The sequence below is a fragment of the Nonomuraea angiospora genome, assembly GCF_014873145.1.
GTDB lineage: Bacteria > Actinomycetota > Actinomycetes > Streptosporangiales > Streptosporangiaceae > Nonomuraea > Nonomuraea angiospora.
In genome coordinates, this window is record NZ_JADBEK010000001.1 from 1,468,512 (window position 1) to 1,486,830 (window position 18,319).

General features: G+C 72.0%; 17 protein-coding genes and 1 pseudogene. 11 read left to right on the forward strand and 7 right to left on the reverse strand.

What is annotated here, in order from left to right:
* Positions 1–174 precede the first annotated feature (174 nt).
* The 3 genes from H4W80_RS06730 (at position 175) to H4W80_RS06740 (ending at position 3,335) form a co-directional block, all read left to right on the forward strand.
* Positions 175–1,131, forward strand: a complete 957-nt coding sequence (locus H4W80_RS06730) for a D-alanine--D-alanine ligase family protein (RefSeq protein ID WP_192784272.1) — start codon at positions 175–177, stop codon at positions 1,129–1,131.
* Positions 1,128–2,513, forward strand: a complete 1,386-nt coding sequence (locus H4W80_RS06735; RefSeq protein ID WP_192784273.1) for a UDP-N-acetylmuramoyl-tripeptide--D-alanyl-D-alanine ligase — start codon at positions 1,128–1,130, stop codon at positions 2,511–2,513. The genes H4W80_RS06730 and H4W80_RS06735 overlap by 4 nt, the downstream gene beginning before the upstream one ends.
* Positions 2,514–2,642: 129 nt before the next feature.
* A complete protein-coding gene (locus H4W80_RS06740; protein WP_192784274.1) occupies positions 2,643–3,335 on the forward strand; it encodes an aspartate/glutamate racemase family protein in 693 nt (230 codons plus the stop codon).
* Between the two features lie 15 nt (positions 3,336–3,350).
* Here H4W80_RS06740 and H4W80_RS06745 read toward each other — a convergent pair whose 3' ends face one another.
* Positions 3,351–5,450, reverse strand: coding sequence for an ATP-binding protein (locus H4W80_RS06745; RefSeq protein WP_192784275.1), 2,100 nt, complete (start codon positions 5,448–5,450; stop codon positions 3,351–3,353).
* Positions 5,451–5,468: 18 nt separating this feature from the next.
* On the reverse strand, positions 5,469–6,026 hold the full coding sequence (gene vanY-N, locus H4W80_RS06750) for a D,D-peptidase/D,D-carboxypeptidase VanY-N (protein ID WP_192784276.1): 558 nt from the start codon (positions 6,024–6,026) through the stop codon (positions 5,469–5,471).
* A gap of 198 nt (positions 6,027–6,224) precedes the next feature.
* Here vanY-N and H4W80_RS06755 point away from each other — a divergent pair, with 198 nt between their 5' ends.
* The 3 genes from H4W80_RS06755 to H4W80_RS06765 are packed head-to-tail and all read left to right on the forward strand — an operon-like array spanning position 6,225 to position 8,861.
* A complete protein-coding gene (locus tag H4W80_RS06755) occupies positions 6,225–6,899 on the forward strand; it encodes a response regulator (RefSeq protein WP_192784277.1) in 675 nt (224 codons plus the stop codon).
* Positions 6,900–6,906: 7 nt separating this feature from the next.
* Complete coding sequence (locus H4W80_RS06760) at positions 6,907–8,382, forward strand: sensor histidine kinase (RefSeq protein WP_192784278.1); 1,476 nt, start codon at positions 6,907–6,909, stop codon at positions 8,380–8,382.
* On the forward strand, positions 8,379–8,861 hold the full coding sequence (locus H4W80_RS06765) for a GerMN domain-containing protein (RefSeq protein ID WP_225963291.1): 483 nt from the start codon (positions 8,379–8,381) through the stop codon (positions 8,859–8,861). Before H4W80_RS06760 ends, H4W80_RS06765 begins: the two co-directional genes overlap by 4 nt.
* Before the next feature lie 32 nt (positions 8,862–8,893).
* On the opposite strand, the gene H4W80_RS06770 is transcribed toward H4W80_RS06765, so the two are convergent.
* Positions 8,894–9,772, reverse strand: coding sequence for an aldo/keto reductase family oxidoreductase (locus H4W80_RS06770; RefSeq protein WP_318786729.1), 879 nt, complete (start codon positions 9,770–9,772; stop codon positions 8,894–8,896).
* A 93-nt stretch (positions 9,773–9,865) separates the two neighbouring features.
* Between H4W80_RS06770 and H4W80_RS06775 the strand changes: the two genes are divergently transcribed.
* Positions 9,866–10,729, forward strand: coding sequence for a LysR family transcriptional regulator (locus H4W80_RS06775; protein WP_192784279.1), 864 nt, complete (start codon positions 9,866–9,868; stop codon positions 10,727–10,729).
* A 126-nt stretch (positions 10,730–10,855) separates the two neighbouring features.
* Positions 10,856–11,233 (forward strand): serine hydrolase domain-containing protein, encoded by a 378-nt coding sequence (locus H4W80_RS06780; protein ID WP_225963292.1) that lies wholly within the window; start codon positions 10,856–10,858, stop codon positions 11,231–11,233.
* A gap of 184 nt (positions 11,234–11,417) precedes the next feature.
* On the opposite strand, the gene H4W80_RS06785 is transcribed toward H4W80_RS06780, so the two are convergent.
* On the reverse strand, positions 11,418–11,951 hold the full coding sequence (locus tag H4W80_RS06785; RefSeq protein WP_318786730.1) for a DUF1062 domain-containing protein: 534 nt from the start codon (positions 11,949–11,951) through the stop codon (positions 11,418–11,420).
* Positions 11,952–12,292: 341 nt separating this feature from the next.
* On the opposite strand from H4W80_RS06785, the gene H4W80_RS06790 reads away from it, so the two are divergent.
* Complete coding sequence (locus H4W80_RS06790) at positions 12,293–13,699, forward strand: serine hydrolase domain-containing protein (RefSeq protein ID WP_192784281.1); 1,407 nt, start codon at positions 12,293–12,295, stop codon at positions 13,697–13,699.
* 94 nt (positions 13,700–13,793) lie between these two features.
* Here the strand turns inward: H4W80_RS06790 and H4W80_RS60305 are convergent, their stop codons facing one another.
* Both H4W80_RS60305 and H4W80_RS64415 read right to left on the reverse strand, forming a co-directional pair.
* Positions 13,794–14,006, reverse strand: a complete 213-nt coding sequence (locus H4W80_RS60305; protein ID WP_225966526.1) for a hypothetical protein — start codon at positions 14,004–14,006, stop codon at positions 13,794–13,796.
* 16 nt (positions 14,007–14,022) lie between these two features.
* A pseudogene (locus H4W80_RS64415) lies at positions 14,023–14,181 on the reverse strand (TetR/AcrR family transcriptional regulator); the annotation flags it as partial.
* Between the two features lie 228 nt (positions 14,182–14,409).
* Here H4W80_RS64415 and H4W80_RS06800 point away from each other — a divergent pair.
* Positions 14,410–14,931, forward strand: coding sequence for a hypothetical protein (locus tag H4W80_RS06800; protein ID WP_192784282.1), 522 nt, complete (start codon positions 14,410–14,412; stop codon positions 14,929–14,931).
* A gap of 237 nt (positions 14,932–15,168) precedes the next feature.
* Here H4W80_RS06800 and H4W80_RS06805 read toward each other — a convergent pair whose 3' ends face one another.
* The gene (locus tag H4W80_RS06805; RefSeq protein WP_318786731.1) at positions 15,169–17,496 is read right to left on the reverse strand and encodes an ATP-binding protein; all 2,328 of its coding nucleotides are present in this window, start codon (positions 17,494–17,496) and stop codon (positions 15,169–15,171) included.
* Positions 17,497–17,701: 205 nt separating this feature from the next.
* On the opposite strand from H4W80_RS06805, the gene H4W80_RS06810 reads away from it, so the two are divergent.
* Entirely contained in the window at positions 17,702–18,310 is a 609-nt protein-coding gene (locus H4W80_RS06810) for a hypothetical protein (protein ID WP_192784284.1), read from the forward strand.
* Positions 18,311–18,319 lie beyond the last annotated feature (9 nt).

Genomic DNA, 18,319 nt, shown 5'->3' on the forward strand with positions numbered 1-18,319 from the left:
TGACGGCCGCCTGCGGCAGGCCCGGTCGCGGCACACCGCGGGTGCGCTTCGGTCAGGAAATGGGCTCCGAATGGCCTGGGAACCGGTCAGGCGAAAAGCCGACACTCGGCGGCGAGCACCGTGCCGTCGGCGGTGCCGGTGCCGTCTCGTGCCGCTGAGGAAGGCTGATGGATCGTGACTGAACGCGTACGCGTGGCTGTGCTGGCGGGTGGGCCGTCCGCCGAGCATGAGGTGTCGCTGCAGTCGGCGCAGGCCGTGCTCGACGCTCTGCCGAGGGACCTGTACGAGCCCGTCCCCGTCATCATCGACCGGCAGGGCAGGTGGCCGACGGAGCTGCGACGCGACCTGGCGGACGTGGTCTTCCCCGTGCTGCACGGGCCGTTCGGCGAGGACGGCGTCGTCCAGGGACACCTGCAGACGCTGGGCATCCCGTACGTGGGCTGCGGCGTCCTGGCCTCCGCCGTGGCCATGAACAAGGTCGCGATGCGGCGCACCTTCCTGGCCGAAGACATTCCGGTCACCCCGCATGTGTGGTTCACCGAGCACGAATGGCGCACCACCACCGACCACTGGGCGCTGGTCAAGTCGCTCGACTGGCCGATGTACGTCAAACCAGCCAGCATGGGCTCCTCCATCGGCATCTCCCGCGTCACCTCCATGGAGGAGCTGCGCGCGGGCGTCGATCTGGCGCTGGCCCACGACCGGGTGGTCATCGTCGAGCAGGGCGTGAGCGCGCGCGAGGTCATCTGCGGCGTGCTAGGCGGCTATGACACCGCGGACGCTTCGGTGCCCGGCGAGCTCATCGTGCCCGGCGACTGGCTCGACTACGAGGCCAAGTACCTCAGCCAGGCCGAGATCGCCGCCATCCCCGCCGTGCTGCCGCAACGGGTGGCCGAGGACGTACGCGAGCTGTCCCTGCGCGCCTTCCGGGCGATCGGCGGCTACGGCCTGTCCCGTGTCGACTTCCTCTACGAGCAGGACACCGGACGCCTGTACGTGCTGGAGATCAACACCATGCCCGGTTTCACCTCCCGTTCCGTCTACGCCAGGGCCTGGGCCGCCAGCGGCCTCGCCTACCCGGACCTGCTGCGCCGCCTCATCGACCTCGCGTTCGCCAGGAGCGGCTCATGATCCCCATGACGCTGGAGGAGATCGCGCGGGTCGCCGGCGCGAGCCTGCACGACGTGCGCGAGGCGCGGGCGCTGGTGACGGCGCCCTCGGCGGTCGACTCCCGCGAGGTGGTGCCCGGCGGCCTGTTCGCCGCGACGGCCGGCGCCCGCGTCGACGGCCACGACTACGCGGCCGCCGCCATCGCGGGCGGCGCCGTCGCCGTGCTGGCCGCACGGCCCGTCGGCGTGCCCGCCCTCGTGGTCGAGGACGTCCAGCTCGCGCTCGGCCTGCTGGCCAGGCACCTGCTCGGGCGCATCAGCCCGGCCGTGATCGGCCTGACCGGCTCCGTGGGCAAGACCACGACCAAGGACCTGCTGGCCCAGGTGCTCGAACGGCACGCCGCGACGGTCGCCACCGACAGGTCGTTCAACAACGAGCTCGGGCTGCCGCTCACCGTGCTGCGCGCCGACGCCGGCACCCGATACCTGGTGCTGGAGATGGGCGCGGGCCGCAAGGGCGACCTGAGGTACCTGACCGGGATCGCGCCGCCCCACGTCGGGCTGGTGCTCAATGTCGGCACCGCGCACGTGGAGCGCATGGGGGCCGGGCCGGCCGACGTGGCCGAGGCCAAGGGCGAGCTGGTCGAGGCGCTCGCGCCGGACGGGTTCGCGCTGCTCAACGCCGACGACCCGTACGTCATGGGCATGGCCGGCCGCACCAGGGCCCGGATCCTGTTGTACGGCAGGTCGGCGCGGGCGCAGGTGCGAGCCGAGGACGTGCGGATGACCGGCCGCGCGCGCACCGCGTTCGAGCTGGTGACGCCCTGCGGGCGCGCCCCGGTCGAGCTCGACCTCATCGGCGAGCACCAGGTGAGCAACGCCCTGGCCGCCGCCGCCGTCGCCACCGCGCTCGGCCTGGGCGCCGCCGAGATCGCCGGCGGGCTGAACGCCGCGCGGCGGCGCTCCGCCGGCCGGCTGGAGATCGTCGAACGGCCTGACGGGGTCACCGTCGTCGATGACGCCTTCAACGCCAGCCCCGAGTCCATGCGGGCCGGGCTGCGGGCGGTCAAGGCCCTGGCCGGCGCCCGTCGTACCGTCGCCGTGCTCGGCGCGATGGGGCAGCAGGCGGACGCCTCACGCGCCCGGCACGCCGAGATGGGCCGGCTCGTCGCCGACCTCCGCTTCGACGTGCTGATCACGGTCGGATCGGGGGACCCGCTCGCGATGGCGCAGGCGGCGGAGTCCGCGGGCCAGGGCGTGGCCGTCCACGCCGCCGAGGACGTGGCCGGGGCCCTGCGGCTGGCCAGCGCGCTTGTCGAACCGGGAGACGTGGTGTTCGTCAAGGCCTCCAGCGAGATCGGGCTCGGCGCCTGCGCCCGGGCGCTGGCAGCGCCGCCGAGCTGAGCGGAACGGGGCGTGTACGCACGCCACCGACCCGCGACCGCTCCTGACCGCTCCTGACCGAACGGGGTCTCGAGCCGTCGCGGAGCCGGCCGGACAGCTTTTGATCTGCTCAATGCGAACAGGAGTTCCATGCGCACCATCGGTCTCATCGGCGGGTTGAGCTGGGAATCGACGGTGATCTACTACCAGATCATCAACCAGCGCGTACGCGAGCGGCTGGGCGGCAGCCATTCCGCCGACAGCCTCATCTGGTCGGTCGACTACACCACCGTCGAGGACCTCATCTTCGCCGGCCGCTGGGAGGAGGTGAGCACGTTGCTGACCGGCGCGGGCAGGAAGCTGCAGGAGGCCGGCGCCGACCTCCTGCTCATCTGCAGCAACACCTTCAGCCGGGTGAGCGACGACGTGGAGCGGGCCGTGAGCGTGCCCGTGCTGCACATCGCCGACGCCGTAGCCGCCGAGGTGCGCGCCAGGGGCATGCGCAAGGTCGGCCTGCTGGGCACGCGCTTCACCATGGAGCAGCCCTTCTACCGGGACCGGCTGGCCGCTCACGGCTTCGAGGTGGTCGTCCCGCCGCGTGCGCAGCGGGAGCTGGTCCATCGCGTGATCTTCGATGAGCTGGTGCGGGGGGTGCTCCGGGACTCCTCCAGGGACGCCTACGCCCGGATCATCGAAGATCTGGCAGCCGACGGCGCCGAAGGCGTCATCCTCGGCTGCACGGAGATCGAGCTGCTGATCGGCGACAAGGACAGCGCCGTCCCGGTGCTGGAGAGCGCTCGGCTGCACGCGGAGGCGGCGGCCGGCTTCGCGCTCACCGGCTGACACGCGATGGGCGGCTCAGGCGGATCGGTACGCCGGCGCGCCATACAGCTCCCGGTGCCACAGGTCGGCGCAGACGCGTTCGATGCCGGCCGCCAGATGGCGGCGGTAGGTGGTGAAAGGCAGGTCGAGCCGTTGCGCGGCCAGCTCCTGGGTGGGCGTGCCGCGCAGGAACGTGACCGACAGCGCCCGGTGGGACTTGACCGAGCGCGGATCCTCACCCAGGTCGTCGATCGCCTGCCGGAGCAGCTCACCCAGCGCCGTGGCCGGGTTCTGCCCGGCCCGCTCGGCCACCAGCCTGGTGCGCGTCAGCGGGGAGGCGGCCAGCGCGTCCAGCCGCGGCAACTGGCGCAACGCCTTGCGAACCGCCTCGGCGAACTCCGCCTGCGACAGCACCGCCAGCCCCGCCGTCGCGGCGCCCGGGCCGCCGGCGGGCCCCTGGTTCAGCCGCTCCAGCCACGCCCGCGCCGGCTCCGCGCGCCAGTCATGGACGAACAGGGTGTACGCGTCATCCCCCAGCCGTGGCCGCGCGGAGAGCTCACGCATCCCGTAGTGCCGCCGTAGCTGATCCACCCACGCTTGGTCCGGGTGCCGTATCGCGATATATGACCATGCCAGCCGCTCGGACCGCACACAATTGCCGACCATTCGCCACCGGATCAGATCCATCACCGGCGCGTTCCCGCGATACCGCGGCAGCGCCCATACCCGGCCGACCGCCAGATGTTCGCCGGCGCGCAACGGCGTGGTGGCGCGCGCGTGCGCCCACGCCGCGGCCACGACGGGATCGGCGGTCAGCTCCTCCTCGTCGAGTTGCGCCAGCCGCAGCCATGCGGAGAAGGCCACGGGCTCGCCGGTTCCGGCCCGCCGGTAAAGCCGGAACGCCTCCGGCTGACGTTCCGCCCAGAAGGCGGCGCAGGCCGCGGCCGCCGCACCCTCCTCCTTCGCGCCCTCCCCCGGCGTGCCCTCCCCCGGCGTCGCCACCCGGAGCAACGTGCCGACGTCCCCCTCCCGTACCACCTCTTCCAGGAAGCCGCTCTCACCGTGCCGACCGTGGAAACCGGCCGGCGCCCCGTCGCCGCGATGCACGTAGAGCAGTGCCGCCACCGCGCCGGGCACCTCCCCGTCGCTCGCCGTACGCACCCGCTCCGCCAGCTGCGCATGAATGCGGTCGTGCATCACCGCGTACCCCTCCGGATCCCGCCACCGCAGGTCCGCCTCCAGCACCTCCCGCACCACGTCATGCGGGAACAGCCCGCGGCTGCTCGGCTCCACGAACGGCAACCGCCGCAACCACCCGAACAACGCCCCGGCGTCGTCCTGCGGCAAGGCCGCCCGCAGCAGGTCCTCCGTCGTCGTGTACGCGTGCGCGCAGATCTCCAGGGCCTGCCGGTGCGCCGCCGAAGGCACCTGGCCCACCAGCTGATCCAGCAACGTGGCCACCACGTCCTGGTTCGGCGTCCACCGGCGGCCGGCCCCGCCGTCCTTCACCGCCACGGCCGCCCCCAGCAGCAGCGCCAGCGGATGACCGCCGGCGAAGGCCAGCAGCGGCCCGCGCGAGTCGGCCGGCACCCCGCAGGAGTCCATCAGGGCCTGCGCGTCCGCGGCCCGCAGCTCGCGCAGCGGCAGCACCTGCAACGCCCCCGCCCATCCGGGATCGGCCTGCCAGCGCATATCCGGCGGGTTTCGCCCCGCGATCACCACCAGCGCGCCCATGGGCATCCGGGGCAGGAACCGCTCGCGCAGCCATCCTTCCAGGTCCTTGATTCGTTCGAAGTGGTCGATCAGCAGCACCGCATCCGCCTCGTCAGGCACCAGCCCGGCCTCCACCGTGCACCCGTCCACCGTGCACCCGTCCACCGTGCACCCGTCCACCGTGCACCCGTCCACCATGGACACCGGCCGCCCCGCCACCGCGGCCTCGCGGGCGAAGCGCCGCAACAAGGCCGACTTGCCGATGCCGCCGGGGCCGTGCACGTACAGAACGCTGCAGCCGCCCCCGTACAACGCCGCCTTGAAGACCGCGAGCTCTTCCTCCCGCCCCACGAACGCCGTCTCGCGCGCCGCCTGCAGGCGCCATCCCAGCAATCCGGAGGTGTTGCTCCTCCCCGGTGACATACCCTTGGCTCCTTCCGATCAGTCGATGACGTGGCCCACGCCGGGGTGCGGCCGTCGTCGTGGTGGCGTGCCGCCGGTGTCGGGGCGGTACTCGAAGTGCCACCACTCGTTGTCGTACATCCGGTACAGGTCGTAGCGGCCGCCGTGCTCCTCGAGCCAGCGCGCCCCTTCGTGGGGACGCACGTCCAGCGCGATGCCCTTGACGTGGGAGGATTCCGCCGGCGGCAGCACGAGCATGCGTGCCGAGGCCGGCGAGCCGGAGCGGCGCACCTCCTCGTCGAACATCCGCTGCTGGACGATGGGGTCGCGGTATCCGGAGGTGAGGCCGAGGAGCTGGCCGTGACGCCACAGCGCCTCGGTGCGCGCCGCGGTGAACGCCGCCAAGGCGCCGTCGGTGAGCCCGGTCAGGTCCTCGGCGGGGAAACGCATCCGCAACGCCCAGCCGCAGGCCAGCTCCCGGGCGCGGCCGGGACGGCGGGCGAACGCCGCGGGCAGCAGGAGCACGGCCAGCACCAGCGTGAGCGCGGCGTACAGCCGGTCCCGGGGCCGAGGTGGGATGGTGCGTGGTTCGTTCATGACGACCCACGATCGGCGCCGAATGTGCGCGCGCCGTCCGCCGTATGTCATGGTTTCTCGACGGCCGCCACCTGCCCGCCACCGTCGGCGCGACTGTGACACAACCATGACACGGCGCGGACGAGGCGGGGACACGGCTGGCCGACAGTGGAGGGGTCGGCCTGCGGGCAAGTTACGGAGCGTGCTGTGATACGCGGAGTGTCGCGTGTGTTGTTGATCGAGGATGACCCGGCCGTGCGGGAGGGCCTTGAGCTGGCCCTGACCCGGCACGGGCACCGGGTGAGCGCGGTGGAGTCCGGCGAGCAGGGGCTGGAGCGGCTGCGCGCGAACCTTCCCGACGTCGTCGTGCTCGACCTGATGTTGCCCGGCATGGACGGGTTCGAGGTCTGCCGCCGCATCCGGGCCGTCGGGCAGGTGCCGATCATCATGCTGACCGCGCGCGGCGACGACATGGACGTGGTGGCAGGGCTGGAGGCGGGCGCCGACGACTACGTGGTCAAGCCGGCGCAGCCCAGGGTGCTGGAGGCACGCATTCGCGCGGTGCTGCGGCGCATCGGCCGCGACCAGGCGGAGCTGGAGCGGCACGGGGACCTGACCATCGACCGGGCCGGGCTGGTGGTCACCAACCGCGGCGAGCCGGTCAGCCTCGCCCCGACCGAGCTGCGCCTGCTGCTCGAGCTCTCCGGCACGCCGGGCCGGGTGCACAGCCGCCAGCAGCTGCTGGAGTCGGTGTGGGAGCACGGGTATTTCGGCGACTCGCGGCTCGTGGACGCGTGCGTGCAGCGGCTGCGCGCGAAGATCGAGGACGACTCGGCGGCGCCCGTCTACGTGCAGACGGTACGTGGGTTCGGGTACCGGTTCGGGCCGGTGTGAGCTGCCGATGCCACCTCGGCCGAGCCTGGGGCTGCGTGCCCGGCTGCTGTTCGCGTTCGCGCTGCTGTGTGTGGTCACCGCGGCGGCGGTGGCCGGCGTGAGCTACGTCATGGCCCGCAACGCCATCCTGCAGCGCGCCCAGGATGCCGCGGTGCAGACGATGAGGAGCCGCCTGGAGGCGGTCTTCCCGTTGCGGGATCCGTCGCCGGGCCCGGCCGAGCTCGGCGAGATCGCCGCTACCGTGGCCGACGGGAGCAACGACACGGTCGCCCTCTACTTCGGCACGCGCTCGCCGGCCGGCCCCGGCCGGCCGTGCCTGCCTTTCGCCAGGCCCTGCCGGCAGGGCCTGGATCCCGGGATGATCCCCAAGGGGCTGCGGCGGGAGGTGATCAGCGGCAACATCGCCTGGCAACGCGTGGTGTGGCAGGACGGGCCCTACCTGATCATCGGCACGCCGCTGCTGATCGTCGAGCAGAACAACAGGACGCGGATGTCCGGCATCGAGGTCTACACCGCGCACAGCCTGGCTCCCGAACAGCGCAGCATCGACGAGCTCGCGACGTTGGCCTGGCTCACCGGCGGGGCGGCCCTGGCGTTCGCGGTCGTCCTGGGGTTGCTGGCCACCCGTGGCGTGCTGCTCCCGGTGCGCGAGCTCGGCCGGGCGGCACGCCTGCTGGGCGAGGGCGAGCTGCGGACCAGGATCGAGGTCCGCGGCTCCGATGAGCTGGCCGATGTGGCACGCACGTTCAACAACACCGCCGCGGAGCTGGAACGGCACGTCGAGCAGCTGCGCGGGATGGAGGCCGACGCCCGCCGGTTCGTGGCCGATGTGTCGCACGAGCTGCGTACCCCGCTGGCCGCGCTGACCGCGGTCGCCGACGTCCTGGACGAGGAGTCGGGCCGGCTGCCCGAGCCCGCCGGCAGGGCCGCCAGGCTGGTCAGCCAGGAGACGCTCAACCTCACCGGGCTGGTGAACGATCTCATCGAGATCAGCAGGTTCGACTCCGGCGTGGCGGCCCTGGCGCTGAACGAGGTCGACGTGGCCGAGCTGGTGCGCGCGACCCTGCGTGTCCGGGGCTGGTCGGAGCAGGTGCACAGCGAGCTCGCGCCCGAGGTGACGGCGCGGCTGGACCCGCGCCGCGTGGACGTCATCCTCGCGAACCTGGTCGGCAACGCCCTGCGGCACGGCGAGCCACCGGTGTCGGTACGGCTGTCCGCCGACCCGGACTGGATCGCCGTCGAGGTCCGCGACCACGGGGCGGGGCTGGACGAGGCGGTGCTGCCGCACGTGTTCGACCGGTTCTACAAGGCCAGCGCGGCCAGGGCCAGGTCCGAGGGCAGCGGCCTGGGCCTGGCCATCGCGCGGGAGAACGCGCGCCTGCACCAGGGCGACCTCACCGTCACCAACGCCCCGGACGGCGGCGCCGTCTTCACGCTGCGACTGCCACGCCGGGCACCCGGCCTGGACGAAGGCCCCGAGTGAGGTCCGGGCTCGCCCGCCGGGCGCTCGCCGCGGCCCTGGTGTCGCTCCTCGCCGCGGCCGGCTGCGGCGTGCAGCCCAGCGACGCCATCGACGCCGGCGACCCGCCGAGCGGATTCGTCGCACCACCCCGGAAGATCATCCTCTACCTGGTGAAGGACGGCCGGCTCCGCATGGTGACGCGGCCCGATCGCCGGCTGCCCCCGGCGGACACGCTCGCGCTGCTGGCGGCCAAGCCGACCGCGAGCGAACGGGCGCGCGGGCTCACCACTGAAGTCCCGCCAGAAGCCGCCCCGTTCTCGCTGGCCGCCGAGCCCACCGGCCACGTGAAGGTGACCCTGTCCACTCCGGCCGGCGATCTGTCCACGCTGGCCGTCGACCAGATCGTGTGCACGGTCGCCGCCATGGCGCCGGAAAGCCGGGTCCAGATCACCGTCGCCGGCGCCGGGCAGAGCGTCGGCCCCCGCGACTGCCCGCGCTGACGGCCGTCAGGGGTGAACCCGCCTCCGGCCGGTCACCCCTGACGGTGGCCGATCCTGTCCAGCTCGGCGAGGTCCTCGTCGGAGAGCGAAAGTCCCGCCCCGGCGACGTTCTCGCGCAGGTGCGCCACCGACGAGGTGCCCGCAATGAGCAGGATGTTCGGCGAGCGCCGCAGCAGCCAGGCCAGCGCGACCGACATCGGCGTCGCATCCAGCCGGGTGGCCACGGCCGAAAGCGCCGTGGACTGCAGCGGGGTGAAGCCGCCGAGCGGGAAGAAGGGCACGTAGGCGATGCCCTTGCCGGCGAGATCGTCGATCAGCTCGTCGTCGCGGCGGTAGGCGAGGTTGTACAGGTTCTGCACGCACACGATCGGCGCGATCGCCTGCGCCTCGGCGACCTGTTCCGCCGTGGCGTTGCTCACTCCGAGGTGGCGGATCAGGCCCTGCCGCTGGAGTTCGGCGAGGGTCTCGAAGGGCTCGGCGAGCGAACCGGGCCGGGGACCCTGAGCGTCGCCGAGCCGGAGATTGACCACGTCGAGCGCTGCGAGGCCGAGGTCCTGAAGATTCTCCTGGACGGCGCGGCGCAGCTCCTCGGGCTGCCGGGCGGGCGGCCAGCCGCCCCGCTGATCGCGGACCGCGCCGACCTTGGTCACGATGTGCAGCGATTCGGGATAGGGGTGCAGCGCTTCACGGATCAGCTGGTTGGTGAGGCGTGGCCCGTAGGCGCCGGCGGTGTCGACATGGGTGATCCCGAGACCGGCGGCCTCGCGCAGGACGGCGAGCGCGCCGTCGTGGTCGGCCGGCGGGCCCATGACCCCGGGGCCGGCGAGCTGCATGGCGCCGTAGCCGAAACGGGTGACGGTCAGGTCACCCAGATGCCAGGTGCCGCCGGGCAGTGACGTCGTTTCGCTCATGCCGTCGATGTTCGCCCGGGGACAAGCGGTGCCGCCAACATCGGTACGGTGCCCTGTCATACCCGGCAGGTATCACTGAGCTAGGGTGTGGCCGTGGACACCCTGGAGACCCGTGAGCTGAGATACTTCGTGGCCGTCGCCGAGGAGCTCCACTTCGGCCGCGCCGCCGAGCGCCTCGGCATGGCCCAGCCACCGCTGTCCCGGGCGATCCAGCAGCTCGAACGACGTCTCGGCGTCTGCCTGCTGAAACGCAACCGCCGCGGCGTCTGCCTGACCGGCGCCGGAGAGGTGCTGCTGCACGAGGGCCGCGCGGCCCTCGACGCGGCCACCGCCGCCGCTCGCCGCACCCGTCGCGCCGCCGGCGCCGACCGTCCCGGCGGCCCCCGCAACCGCCTGGTGCTGGCGGTGAAGGCCGGCGCGTCTCACGAGCTGCTGCACAAGCTCCTCGACGCCTACGCGGCCGAGCCCGACGCCGCCGAGATCGAGGTGCTACCGAGCGGCACCTGTGAGCAGGAAGGCATGCTGCGCGACGGCCGCGCCGACGTGGCGCTCATGCACGCGCCGTTCAACTCCCTGGCCGGGTTCGACAGCGAGGAGCTGATGACCGAGGGGCAGATCGCCATTCTGCCCGCCGGGCACCCCCTCGCCGCGCGCAAGACCCTGTCCCTGGCCGACATCAGCGACATCCCCGATCTTCCGCTCGCCCGCTGGTCCCGCCACGGCACGTTCCCGCCCGGCCCGGGCCCCGAGATCCACGACCAGACGCAGCTGGCCCAGCTGATCGCCCTCGGACGCACCGTGGCCGTCTTCCCCGACTCCGCCCGCGCCTGGTTGTGGGCCGAGCACACCGCCGTGCCCCTGACCGACGCACCTCCGGTCGTCACCCACATCGCCTGGCCCGCGCACAGCCGCTCCCTGGCCCTGGCCGGGCTGATCCGCACGGCCACCCGGCTGTGACCCTGCTGCGCCTTCCGTCGCCGCCGTCACTCTGATCTCGCTCCCAGCCTCAGCTATTCAGTGCTGCTATGTACCAGTAGTCAGCGCCACTAGGTAGCTGAAGCGGGGCTGTTCCAAAGGAGATTCATGATGGGACAAGGCAACAGCGGCTTCTCCAAGGCCGGGCTGAGCAGACTGCGCGAGGTGCTGGCAGGGCATGTCGAGTCCGGGAGGATCCCCGGGCTCGTCGCCCTGGTCAGCCGGGGCGAGGAGACGCACGTCGAGGCGATGGGGACGATGCGCCGTGACGGTGGCGCGCCCATGCGCCGCGACACCATCTTCCGGATGGCCTCGACGACCAAGCCGGTCGCGGTGTCGGCGGCGATGGTGCTGCTGGATGAGTGCCGGCTGCGGCTGGACGACCCGGTCGACCGGTGGCTGCCCGAACTCGCCGACCGGCAGGTGCTCAAGCGGCCCGACCCGGAAGGCAACGAATTCTGCCTCCTGCGGACCCGCCTGAGCTGAGCATCGGCCCGCACCGGCGGTGGTGGTTTCGCCCCGTATGCCCGGCTACGACGCGGACACCCGCCTCCGGCCTCGCCACCGCGGCCGCAAGCCCGTGGAGCGGGACCGAGGCGGCCGCCGTGACGGCGGGCGAAAGCACCACACCCGCCGGCCGCAGCCTCAGTCCCGCCCGCTCTCCCCGGCCCTAGTCAGCGGGCATGACGACGAACGAGAAGTCCGTGCTCGTGGTGCGATTGAGGGGCAGGTCGCACTTGATCCGGCGTTCGACCTCGCCCCTGCTGATCCCGAGCCCCTGGGCGATCAGCCGCTCCGGTCGGACGGGCACGGGATCGAGGAAAGCGACGTCTACCCGGTACGGCCAGGCCGCCTCGACGGCCGATGACTCCAGTTGCCACGCGCCACGCCAGTCGAGGGTGAACCGGTTGCGCCGTGCGACCGCCGGGTCCAGGAGCGCGTGGGCGACGAGCGCCTGATCGTTGTCCTCGAAGGCGCAGAGCCTGGCAGGATCCAGCGATCGGACCGGCACCCGCTCATGGACTGTGATCTTCGAGGTCCGATCGCAGCTGACACAGCGGACGAGCAGCCACACGTCAAGCAGCTTGCCGTTGGCGTTGATCCGGAACCTGCCCTCGCCGACGGTGGCCGCCTTCGCCCGGCAGTCCAGGCAGCGCAGGGTGAGCAGCGGCAGCCGAGTCCTCCGCACGGTCCAGGGCAGCACGAAATGATCTCTATGGGGTTGTGAAGACATGATCTCTCTAAGACCTGACACAAAACGCTGAGCAGCCAGGGCGGCTCAAGGATTGGGAGCAGCCCGGCGAGACCGGCCACGAGGCCGGTGAGAAAGCGCAGAAGAAGATGTCAGGCAGCGAGAGCAGGCGGCGTCACGCGACAGTCCCCACGACGGATCCGATAGTGCTGGCCGTACGCTACTGGTTCACCGGCCGGCGCCACAATCGAATTGTTGTCCTGCCGACAGGGGCGGTGATGGTGGTTTCCCGTAACGAACGCGGCGGGTTGCCACAATGGTGTGCGAGTGAGCGGCCTCAGTAGTTTCGGCAGGTGCTCAGAACCGCCCTTGTCGCCATCTGTCTCACTTTTGTCCCCGCCCCCGCATCGGTGCCCGCATCGGTGCCCGCGTCGGTCGACGCCTACGTCGAGCAATACCGGGCGGCCACGGGCCTGCCGGGCGTCGCGGTGGCGATCACGAAAAAGGGCGAAGTCATCCACGCCGCCGGATACGGCAGGACCGCCACGGGCGAGCCCGTCACCGCCGGCACCCCCATGGCGATGGCCTCGGTCAGCAAGTCCTTCACCGCCCTGGCCGTCATGCAGCTGGCGGAGCAGGGCAAAGTCGCCCTCGACCAGCCGGTGCGCCGCTACCTGCCCGAGTTCACGATGGCCGACCCCCGGGCCGCGAAGATCACCGTACGGCAGCTGCTCAACCAGACCTCAGGCATGGCCGACTCGGCCTTCCGCGAAAAGAGCCTGCCGCAGCCGGACACGCTCCAAGGCGCCGTCGCCCGGCTCAGAACGGCCAGGCTCGCCGCCGAGCCCGGGACCGCCTTCAGCTACCACAACACCAACTACCAGGTCGCCGCCCGGCTCATCGAAGTGGTCAGCGGCCGGCCGTTCGCGGCCTACCTCGACGCACACGTCTTCGAGCCCCTCGGCATGCGCCACAGCACGACGATCGACACCGACCGTGACCTGCCCGCCACCGCCCGCGGCCACCTGTACGTCCTCGGCCGGGCCGTCGCCGTGCCGGAACCCACCGGATTCGGCAACGGCTCCGGCGGGGTCATCAGCACCGCGGACGACATGGCCAAGTGGCTGATCGCGCAGAACGCCGCTCTGCCGACCCTGCTGTCCCCGCGCAGCGTCGAGGAGATGCGCACCGCCTCCGAGCAGAGCCGGGACTACGCCCTCGGCTGGATGATCGGCACGACCGGACGCGGCACCCCCGTCCTCGAGCACGGCGGCGACCTGTTCACCTCCACCGCGCACGAGTTGCTGATGCCCGGCCCGGGATACGGCATCGCCGTCATGGCCAACACCGGCATGGCCTTCTCCGACGCGCACACCCTCATGACGGGCCTTCTCGCCATCGTCGAGGGCGGCACCCCGCAGCTGCCCTCCAGCCGGCCCTTGCTCCTGACCGACCTGCTGTTCGCGCTGCTGACCCTGGTGAGCGTCGGGCTCGCGGTGCGGGGCACGGCACGTGCCCGGCGATGGGCCGCGCGCCACACGGGATGGCAGCTGTGGCGGCTGACGCCGTACCTGGCCCCGATCGCGTTGTGCGCGACGATCGCCCCGATCCATCGCGTACTGGCACGCGGCCGCGACGCCGCATGGGTCCAGCTGGTCTACCTGTACCCGACGTTCATGGTCTGGCTGGTGACGGCCTCGGCCGCGGCCCTCACCGTGGTCGCCGCGCGCCTCTGGAGCTTGGCACGCCTACGACGGTGATGGCGTGTGCGCGGCCCCAGCGGGTGGCGAGTCCCGAGGGCTACGTGCAGGGCCAGGGGCCCGTCCGAGGCCGTGTCGTCGCAGCGGGCAGGCGTCAGATGCCGGCCACGGCCTCCTGCGGCGCGCGGGCGCCGAGCAGGGCGAGGCAGTTCGCCCACAGGAGGCCGAGCCGGTGAGTGCTGTTGTAGAGCTTGGCGAACAACACCTGGCCCTCGAGCTGGGCGACCACCGCCCGCGCGGCCTCGCGCGGGTCGGCCACCTCTGAGCGCGGCCGCCCAGGCGCGCTCCTGGCCGGCCCAGTGCCCATCGATGACGGCCAGCGCGAGCGACTCCTTGGAGTCGAAGAAGTAGCAGAAGCTGCCCTTGGGCACGCCGGCCGCGCGGCAGATCTCGGCCACCCCCAGGGCCGCATACCCATGCGTCTCGATGAGCGAGCGTGCGGCGCTCAGGATCCGCTCGCGAGCATCACCGGTCCGGCCCATGGGGCCAGTTTACGACCGGTCGACTATCACCCCCGGCGCCGTCGTACGCGGCGTTCGCGGTGCGGGTCCGTGCCGCGAGCAGGGGGCCGGCCGCGGACCTCCCCGTACCGGCCTACGGGTGAATAGGTACCCATATGGGGATTTATCCCGTCTTCCTCGGGGGCGGGTCGGAGCGAAGCTAAACGTGTCTCTGAACACATGCGCCAACACGGGGAGGAGACGATACACGTGCCAGCCATGTTGCAGCCGCACATCGAGCACGGCAACGCGGCAGGACAGCAGCCCACGCTGCGGCTGCTGTCCTGGAACGGGCTCCTGGCCATGGGGGATGGCCTGGCCGTTCGCACCGGGTGGGCCGGACAGGACCGCTCGGTGTCGTGGCTGCTGTGGGCACGGCCTTCGGCGGTGCCGAGCGCGCGACGCATGACCGCGGTCCGGCTGTCCGCCTGGGGGTTGTGCGAACACACCGGCAACGCCGACCTGCTGGTCGGCGCGCTGGTCGCCGACGCCCTGCGGCACGCCACCGCCAGGGTCAGGCTCTCGCTGTGGTTCGAGGACGACCTGCTGCGCTGCGAGATCGAGGACGACCGTCCCACGCTCGCCTTCACCGCGTCCCGCCACAAGGCCACCGACCACGGCGATCACGGGCACAACCCGCTGCTGGCCCGGCTGGCCTGCTGCTGGGGGGTCGCCGGCAAGGTCGTCTGGTTCGAGCTCGTCACCGGCGACCGCGCCTGCCAGCACGCCTGAACCCACCCACCGGCACGCACGCCCGTACCTGCCGCCCGAGCGGCACCGAGGGAAAGGAACGACGCATCGTGCGCCAGACAAGGATCCGCGTCTCCAAGCGGCCGACGCGCCGCCCCGCTCAGGGTGTGGACCTGCGGACCCCGTCAGGACGGCCACTGCCCTACTGACACGGCACCGCCGACGGCTGGAACCGGCCCTCACCCTGGAGCCGGTTCCGGCCTCCTCAGCCGGCCCCCTTCAGTCGTGGCCGTCGGCCCGGGCCCGCTCTCCCACCCACACCGCGATCTGCGCCCGCGAGCTGAACCCCAGCTTGGTCAAAATGTGCTCGATATGCCCCTCCGCCGTACGCTGCGCGATCACCAGGGACGCCGCGATCTCCTTGTTCGTCATCCCCTGCGCCACCAGCTCGGCGATCTCCTTCTCCCGCCGCGTCAGCGGCGTCCGCTCCTCTTCCTTGGCCGGCCGCTCCGGCTTGTCCTCCTCCAAGGCATAACTCAGCGCCTCCTCCAGCGGCAGGCGGGCCCCGCGCCGCACGGCCGTCTCGAACGCCGGCTCCCCCAGCACCTCCCGCATGGCCCGCTCGCAGTCATCGTGATACTGGGCCAGATGCCCGAACCCCGACAGCGGCGCCCCGGCACAGCTCCACATCGTCTCCAGCACCCCCAGCAGCCGCGCGGCCCGCTGGTGACGGCCCTGGCTGGCGGCGATCCAGGCCAGCACCTCGATGTTCACACCCGCGCCGAGCGGATCGCCAACCGCCCGGTTGAACGTCAGGCTCTGCTTCTCCAGCTCCGCCGCCCGCTCCAGATCCCCCTGCCGCCACACCTGCACCCCCAGCGCCATCATCGTGTACGCCCGGTGCCAGCCCTCCCCGGAGGCCTCGCACTCGGCCAGGCACTCCTCGCCCGCCGCGATGGCGGCCGAGGAGTCACCCAGGAACGAGTGGGCGAGCGTCAGCCGGATGAGCGACAGCGCGATCCCGACCGGGTCGCCGGTACGGCGATGGCGGGCAAGGGCGTCCCTGTATAGCTCGATCGCGGCTTCCGTTCGCCCCTCGCACATGGCCACCATTCCGCGGAACAGGGCCACGTAGGCCAGAACCGGCTCATCCTCCAGTTCCTCGCCCAGCCTGCGGCTCTCGCCGAGCAGGGCGGTGGCGGCCGGAATGTCGGCCTGAATGATCGCCAGCCAGCTGCCGGCCCACAGGGCGCCGGCCCGTACCCGGCTCGGCTCGGTGTCCGCGGCCAGCGCCTGCTCCAGCCAGCCGCGGCCCTCAGCCAGGTAATAACTGGTGATCCAGTGATACAGCAGGTCGCCCGACATGCTCAGCGCCGCACGGGCCTCGCCCGGCGTGTTCAGCCAGCTGTCCAGGGCGGCCCGCAGGTTGGCATGCTCGCGCCGCAGCCGGGCGAACCACGCCACCTGGCCGGGCCCGAACAGCTCCGCCCTGGCCCGCGCCGCCAGCTCGCGGTAATAAGTGCGGTGCCGTCGCTGCAGGTCGGGCTCGCAACCCGAGCCCGCGAGCCGTTCGCGACCGTACTGCCGCAGCGTCTCCAGCATCCGATAGCGTACGCCGCCCGGATGGTCCTCTCGTATCAGCACGGACTTGTCCACCAGGCCGATCACCAGGTCCATGACGTCGAGCGGGTCGATCCCGTCCTCGCCGCACACCGCCTCGGCCGCCTCCAGATCCAGGCCCCCCGCGAACACCGAGGCCCGCTCCCACAGCAGGCGTTCTCCTTGCGAACACAGCGCGTAACTCCAATCGATCAGCGCCCGCAGCGTCTGATGCCGGGGCAGCACCGCCCTCGACCCGCCGGTCAGCAGGCGGAAACGGTCGTCGAGCCGGTCGAGCAGCTGCTCGACCGACAGGGCCCGCAACCGCACCGCCGCCAGCTCGATCGCCAGCGGCAGCCCATCCAGCAGGCGCACGATGCGGGTGACGACCTCCCGGTTGTCCTCCGAGACCGTGAAGGACGGCAGGACCGCACGGGCACGCTCGGCGAACAGCCGCACCGCGTCCTGCCGGATCAGCTTCTCCAACGGCACCTGAAGATCCGGCAGCGGCAGCGGCGCCACGGGCACCGCCTGCTCGCCGGAGATGCCCATCGCCTGTCGGCTGGTGGCCAGCACCCGCAGATCCGGCGCCGCCCGCAGCAGCGTCTCGCTCAGCGCCGCACACTCGGCGATCATGTGCTCGCAGTTGTCCAGGATCAGCAGGGCCTGCTTGTCGCGCAGATGACAGGTCAGCACCCCCATCGTGGTGGCGCCCGTATGGTCGCGGATCTCCAGCGCCTCCGCCACCGCCTCGGCCAGCATCGCGGGGCCGTCCAGCTCGGCCAGCTCCACCAGCCACACCCCGTCCCGGAACGCCCGCCGCACGTCCTGGCCCACCCGCACCGCCAGACGCGTCTTGCCGACACCGCCGGTGCCGGTCAGCGTGACGGCCCTGGAAGCGGACAGCAGCTGTTTGACCTCGGCCACCTCGTGCCGACGCCCCACGAAACTCGTCACCTCGGCCGGCAACCCGCCGTTGGGCCGCCCTCCGTAGGTGCTGGCAGTCACCGCTGTCATTGGCGCCTTCCGCGACGCGGCCGGCGCTGCCGTCGGCCCGCATCCCACGTCGTCGCCCCCAGGTTATGTCCCGGCCGTTATCCCAGACGAGCACGGTCAAGAACCCACAACAAGTTTTGGCCATCGCATGGTGTAACGGCGTCTCGACCTTGACGGCCGGCCGCTCCTAGCGTGGAGACGAGGAGAGGGGCAGACCATGTTCATCCAGGTCATCGAGGGCCGGGCGATCGAGGTCGACGATCTGCACCAGGCACTGGAACGGTGGATGCGCGACCTGTCGCCCAGCGCGCAGGGCTGGCTCGGCACCACGGCCGGCGTCACCGACGACGGCCTGTTCGTCAACGTCGCCCGCTTCGCCACCCGCCAGGCGGCCCACCGCAACGCCGACCGGCCCGAGCAGGGACAGTGGTGGGTGGAGACCGCGAAACTGTTCGCCGGCGAGGTGACCTTCCTCGACTGCGACGAGGTGGTCGAAATCCTGGGCGGAGGATCCGACGAGGCCGGGTTCGTCCAGGTACTGCAGGGACGCGTGCGCGACCACGCGCGCGTACGCCAGGCGCTGGAGCGGGGACAGGAGGAGCTGGCCGCCTTCCGGAGCGACCTCATCGGCGGCACCGCCGCACTGTGCGGGCGAGACGGCTGCGTCGAGACCGCCTACTTCACCAGCGAGGTGGCGGCCCGGCAGGGGGAGGCCAAGCTGCAACCGCCGGCGATCCGGGAGCTGCTGCGGCAATGGCAGGAGCTGTTCGTCTCCGACGTGGACTTCTTCGACCTGCGCGAACCGTGGCTGTACTCGCCGCGCTAACCGCGCCCG